The organism is Micromonospora sp. NPDC049799, from assembly GCF_040656655.1.
Lineage (GTDB): Bacteria > Actinomycetota > Actinomycetes > Mycobacteriales > Micromonosporaceae > Micromonospora.
The window spans coordinates 1-5,757 of sequence record NZ_JBFAMU010000322.1; the positions used below are offsets into that span (position 1 = coordinate 1).

The window sequence follows — 5,757 nt, forward strand, 5'->3', positions numbered from 1 at the left end:
GCGACCGGCGGCGGCGCGGCCGGTGCCGCCGGGCGGGCGGTCGGGACGGCATCGGTGGAGCAGCCGACCAGGCCGGCGGTGACCAGGGCGGCGAGCAGGGCGGCGGTGACGCGAGGCGACATGAATCCGATTGTGCCTCGCCCGCGGGGGCCGCCCGGCCGGGATCGACGCACCGTGCCGGCGGGCTCGCCGGTTGTCAGGGGGTGAGGCGGTGGTCAGGGGGCGAGGCGGTCCTCGTAGGCGGTGACGCCGGGGGAGGTGGCGTCGGCGGGGAGCCGGCGCCCGGCGGCCGGGTCGTCGTAGAGCGTCCAGCGGAGGAAGTCGGTGGTGGTGGTGAGCACCGGGTCGAAGCCGGGACGGCCCGGGATCAGGTACTCGCCGTGGCCCTGCCCGAGGACGCTCAGGAAGGCGGCCGGGCCGGTCGTGCGGTCGTACGCGGCCCGGCCGACGGTCATCGGCACGATCCGGTCGTGGGTGCCGTGCACGAAGAGCACCGGGGCGGTCTGCCCGGCGAAGCTGCCGGCCATCCCGCCACCGGCGAGCACGATGCCGGCGCGCAGCCGGGCCGAGTGCCCGGTGGTGAACATGCCGGCGGTGGTGAAGCCGCCCGCCGAGTGCCCGGCGGCGGCGATCCGCGTGAGATCCAGGTGCCCGGCGAGCGGGTCCCCGCCCCGGGAGTCCAGGCGAAGCAGGTGGCGGACCACCCGCCACGCGTCGGCGGGCTGGTGGCGTACGTCGGCGCGGTCGAACCGGGGCGCACCGCGCCGGGTGTGCGGGTAGGCGGGCGCGACGACCACGAACCCGGCGGCGGCCCAGCGGGTGGTCAGGCCGGCGTGCAGCTCCGGCAGGCTGTGCAGCCCGTGGCTGTAGACGACCAGGGGGAACCGCCCGTCCGCCACCGCACCGGCCCGGGTCGGATACCAGACGGTGACCGGCAGGGGGCGCACCGAACGCGCGTCGACGGTGAAGGTCCGCACGCCGACCGCGTACGTCCCGGTCGGTGCCACCCGTGCCGGCGCCGGTCCACCGGTCGCGGCGGTGGCCGGGCCGCAGCCCGCCAGCAGCGCCGTCAGCAGCGCCGCGACCAGCCGTTTCCCGGCCGGCGCGGGCCGACCGCCGGTGCGAAAGCCCCCCACCCCCACGGGTCCACGGTAGGGGTCCACCGGGCAGGCGTGGCCCCGCCGTCCGGACCGGCTCCACGCGCCACCCGGCCGGATCCGGCCGACCGCCCGGCCGGACCTCGCGCCACGCCGTGGACGGGTCGGACGGACTCGACGGGCTTCGCTATGGTCACCGGCATGTCTGAGAACTTCACCGACCCGAGCGGCAACACCGCGGCGTTCCGCGCCTTCGCGAACCCCGCCGAGCCGGAGGCCCCGGCCGCCGCGTCCCGGACGCCGCTGCTCGTCGGCGTGGCCGTGGTCGCGGTCGTCCTGGTCGCCGTCGTCGCCTGGCTGGCCCTGAGCTGAGCGAGACCGGGCTGGGGCGCCCACCGGGCCTCCTCGCCCGCCTGCGGGCCGTGCACCGGGGCAGCGCGGTCGTCGGCCTGCTGCTGCTGGTCGCCGGTTTGACGTACGCGGCTGCAACCGGCTCCTACAAGTGGCACCTGCACATCAAGGCCGAACGGCTGCGCGTGGAGGGCGTCCCGGTCCAGGCACAGGTGACCGGGCGCAGGGACACCGTCGGGCGCGGCGGCGGCACCGACACGATCCGGGTCTCGTACGACGTCGACGGCACCCGGTACTCCACGCGCATCCTCTGCGGCTCGGCCGGCGGCTGCACTCGTGAACCGCCCGAGGTGATGGCGCTCCGGGTCGATCCCGAGCGCCCCGAGGAGTTCGTGGCCGCCAACGGCAACACCGACGACTCGGTCTTCTTCCTCAATTCCTGGACCGGCATCCCGTTCGGGCTGCTGGTGGCCGCGTCGGGTGCGGTTTTCGGCTTCGCGGCCCTCGTGTCGACCGGCCTGTTCGACCGTCCCGGCGCCGAGCCGCCCCGGCGCGGTCCCGGCACGGCCCGGATGCGGCGTACCCGTGCCGCCCGACGCCAGCGCCGCCGAACGGCCCGGTGACGGGTCAGGCGGCGGCCACGGCCCGGGCGGAGCGGGCGATCTCGCGCTCCTCGTCGGTGCCGATCACGCAGACGGTGACCTCCGCGCCGTCCGGTGAGATGACGCGGTCGCCGCTGCCGGCGTTGCGCTCCGGGTCGACGGCGATGCCGAGCCGCTCCAGCCCGGCCAGAGCGGCCGCCCGCACCGGCGCGGCGTGCTCTCCGACACCGGCCGTGAAGGTGACCGCGTCCACCCGGCCCAGCAGCGCGTAGTACGCCCCCACGTAGCCGGTGATCCGCCGGCAGTAGACGTCGAACGCCAGCGACGCCGCCGGATCGCCGTCGGCCCGTCGCGCCAGCACCTCGCGCATGTCGTTGGCGCCGGTCAGCCCCAGCAGTCCGCTGCGGTGGTTGAGCAGGTCGTCGATGTCGTCGACGCCGAGCCCGCCCTCCCGGCGCAGGTGGAAGATCACCGTCGGGTCCAGGTCGCCGCTGCGGGTGCCCATCACCAGGCCCTCCAGCGGGGACATGCCCATCGACGTGGCCACGCTGCGGCCACCGGCGACCGCGCACGCGCTGGCCCCGTTGCCGAGGTGCAGGGTGATGGTGTTGACCTCGTCGTACGGCCGGCCGAGCAGTTCGGCGGTGCGCCGGGAGACGTACGCGTGCGAGGTGCCGTGGAAGCCGTACCGGCGGATGCCGTACCGCTGGGCGGTGTCCCGGTCGATCGCGTACGTGGCGGCGGCCTCCGGCAGGGTGGTGTGGAACGCGGTGTCGAAGACGGCGACCTGCGCGACGTCCGGCAGCGCCGCCCGGGCGACCTCGATGCCGGCCAGGTTGGCCGGGTTGTGCAGCGGCGCGAGCGGCACCAGGTCACGGATCGCGGCGAGCACCGCGTCGTCGATCAGGACCGGCTCCCCGAACAGCATCCCGCCGTGCACCACCCGGTGGCCGACCGCGGTGAGCCCGGTCAGGTCCAGTCCGGCCAGCACCTCGCGGATGGCGGCGGAGTGGTCGGCCGGGCCGCCACCGGGCTCTCCGACCCGCTCGACGGTGCCCTTGTCGACCACCTCGTCACCGTCGTAGAGCCGCCACTTCACCGACGACGACCCGCAGTTCAGCACCAGCACCCGGTCGGCGGTCACGCGCCCTCCTCCTCCGACGACGCCGCGGCCTGGATGGCGGTGATCGCCACCGTGTTCACGATGTCCGGGACGGTGGCGCCCCGGGACAGGTCGTTCACCGGCCGGCGCAGACCCTGGATCACCGGCCCGACGGCCATCGCCCCGGCGGAGCGCTGCACCGCCTTGTAGGTGTTGTTGCCGGTGTTCAGGTCCGGGAAGATGAAGACCGTCGCCCGGCCGGCGACCTCACTCCCGGGCAGCTTCGTCGCCGCCACCGCCGGGTCGATCGCCGCGTCGTACTGGATCGGCCCCTCCACCAGCAGCTCCGGCCGGCGCTCCCGCACCAGCAGGGTCGCCGCGGCGACCTTCTCCACGTCCGCGCCCGCACCGGAGCTGCCGGTCGAGTACGACAGCATGGCGATCCGCGGTTCGATGCCGAAGCGGGCGGCGGTGTCCGCCGAGGAGATCGCAATGTCGGCGAGCTGGGCGGCGTCCGGGTCGGGGTTGACCGCGCAGTCCCCGTACACCAGCACCCGGTCGGCGAGCAGCATGAAGAAGACGCTGGAGGCGATGGAGACGTCCGGCAGCGTCCGGATGATCTCGAAGGCGGGCCGGATGGTGGCGGCGGTGGTGTGGGTCGCCCCGGAGACCATCCCGTCGGCGTACCCGCTGTGCACCATCATCGTGCCGAAGTAGTTGGGCTGCGCCACGATGTCGTGGGCCAGCTCGGCGGTGACGCCCCGGTGGGCGCGCAGCCGCGCGTACGCGGCGGCGAACTCGTCCCGCCACTCGCTGGTGACCGGGTCGACCACCCGCGCCCCGCCGATGTCGATGCCCAGCTCGCGGGTACGCCGGGCGATGTCGTCCGGCCGGCCGAGCAGCGTCAGGTCGGCCACGCCCCGGCGCAGCAGGATCTCCGTGGCCCGCAGGATCCGCTCCTCGCCGCCCTCCGGCAGCACCAGGTGCCGGCGCTGCGCCCGCGCGCGGTCGAGCAGGTCGTACTCGAACATCAGCGGCGTGACCCGCTCCGAGCGGCTCACGCGCAGCCGACGGGCCAGGTCGTCGGTGTCGACGCACCGCTCGAAGACGCCCAGCGCGGCCTCCACCTTGCGGGGGTTGCCCGCACTCGGGCGGCCCTCGATCCGGCTGGACGCGGCCACCGTGTCGTAGCTGTCGCTCGTCACGGAGAGCACGGCCAGCCCGGTGTTCAGCCCCTCCACCAGCCGCATCGCCCGTGGGTCGGGCTGCTCGCCGAGGGTGAGCACCAGCCCCGCCACCGACACCTGCCCGGCGACGTGCGCAGCGCTCGCCGCGACCAGCAGGTCCGCCCGGTCGCCGGGCGTGATCACCAGGGCCCCCTCGGTGAGGTGGTCCAGCAGGGTCGGCACGTGTGCCGCGCCCACCACGTAGTCGAGCACGTCCCGGCTGAGCGCGGCGTCGTCGCCGGCCAGCAGGGTGGCGCCGAGCGCCGCCGCCACCTCGGCCACCGTCGGCGCCGACACGGTCGGGACCTCCGGGATGGCGTACGCGGGCACCGGCAGGTCGGGCAGCGTCATCGGCTCGGGTACGCGGTTCGCGATCACCGCCAGCACCGTCGCCCCCAGGTCCTCCAGGTCGTGGTAAGCCCCGCGCGCCGCCGCCGCGATGGCCGCCGGCTCCTGTCCGAGGCCGTCGACCACCGGCACCACCACGCTGCCGAACTCGGTGGCCAGCCGGGCGTTGAAGGCCAGTTCACGGGGGCCGGCGCCGTCCCCGCCGTCGGCGAAGTCGCTACCCACCACGACCACGGCCGGGCAGCGCCGCTCGATCTCGCGGTAGCGGGCGACGATGCCGGAGATCAGCTCCTCCCGGCGGCCGTCCGCGACCAGGGCGGTCGCCTCGGCGTACGTCGTGCCGGACAGGTCGGCCGGCGGCAGGTCGATCCGGTAGCGGTTGCTGAGCAGGGCGAGGATGGGATCGGGTCCGTGCCCGCCGACCAGCGGCCGGAACACCCCGATCCGCTCGACCTGCCGGGACAGCAGCTCCGCCAGGCCGAGGGCGACCGTCGACTTGCCCCCGCCGGACCCCACACTGGTCAGATACACGCTCCGGGCCACGCACCCACCCTAGAAGATCGCGAAGCCCTCCGCCCGGGTCCTCCGCCCCGTCCCCCCACGGTCACCCGTGCCCCCCACCCGGCCGTCGCCCGGTTGATCAAGGGGTTTGCGTCAGGTTCGATCTTCGGCCTGACGCAAACCCCTTGATCAACGAGGCGGGCCCGGGGCGGGCCGGGGGAGGGGGGCTACTCGTCGTCTTCGTCGTCTAGGCGGGCGAGGTGGGTGGCCAGGCGTTCGATCGGGGTCTCGAACTCGGGGTTCAGGTCGACGAAGTCGCGCAGGCGCTCGGCCAGCCACTCGATGCTGACCTGCTCCTCGCCCCGGCGCTCGACCAGTTCCTCGATGCCACGGTCGGTGAAGTACACGCGTACGTCCTCTCGGTTGCCGGCCCGGCATGAAGTCGGGGGGGGGGCCGGGGGGGGGGGCCCGCCCCCCCCCCGCGGCCGGCGCGAGATAAAGGCGGGGGTGGGGCCCCCCGCAAATCGCGG

At 75.1% G+C, this 5,757-nt stretch carries 6 protein-coding genes; 2 read left to right on the forward strand and 4 right to left on the reverse strand.

The window, feature by feature from the left end; genetic code table 11:
- Positions 1-215: 215 nt before the first annotated feature.
- Positions 216-1,142 (reverse strand): alpha/beta hydrolase, encoded by a 927-nt coding sequence (locus tag AB0I76_RS21050; RefSeq protein WP_357037973.1) that lies wholly within the window; start codon positions 1,140-1,142, stop codon positions 216-218.
- Positions 1,143-1,298: 156 nt separating this feature from the next.
- On the opposite strand from AB0I76_RS21050, the gene AB0I76_RS21055 reads away from it, so the two are divergent.
- Positions 1,299-1,469, forward strand: coding sequence for a hypothetical protein (locus tag AB0I76_RS21055; RefSeq protein ID WP_357037976.1), 171 nt, complete (start codon positions 1,299-1,301; stop codon positions 1,467-1,469).
- Positions 1,470-1,519: 50 nt separating this feature from the next.
- On the forward strand, positions 1,520-2,071 hold the full coding sequence (locus tag AB0I76_RS21060) for a DUF3592 domain-containing protein (RefSeq protein ID WP_357037979.1): 552 nt from the start codon (positions 1,520-1,522) through the stop codon (positions 2,069-2,071).
- A gap of 4 nt (positions 2,072-2,075) precedes the next feature.
- Here AB0I76_RS21060 and AB0I76_RS21065 read toward each other — a convergent pair whose 3' ends face one another.
- The 3 genes from AB0I76_RS21065 to AB0I76_RS21075 form a co-directional block, all read right to left on the reverse strand.
- The gene (locus AB0I76_RS21065) at positions 2,076-3,194 is read right to left on the reverse strand and encodes an acetate kinase (protein WP_357037982.1); all 1,119 of its coding nucleotides are present in this window, start codon (positions 3,192-3,194) and stop codon (positions 2,076-2,078) included.
- Complete coding sequence (pta, locus tag AB0I76_RS21070; RefSeq protein WP_357037985.1) at positions 3,191-5,269, reverse strand: phosphate acetyltransferase; 2,079 nt, start codon at positions 5,267-5,269, stop codon at positions 3,191-3,193. Before pta ends, AB0I76_RS21065 begins: the two co-directional genes overlap by 4 nt.
- Positions 5,270-5,454: 185 nt before the next feature.
- Positions 5,455-5,634 carry a DUF6104 family protein gene (locus AB0I76_RS21075; RefSeq protein WP_357037988.1) on the reverse strand — a complete coding sequence of 60 codons (180 nt, stop codon included), beginning with the start codon at positions 5,632-5,634 and terminating at the stop codon, positions 5,455-5,457.
- Between the last annotated feature and the right edge of the window lie 123 nt (positions 5,635-5,757).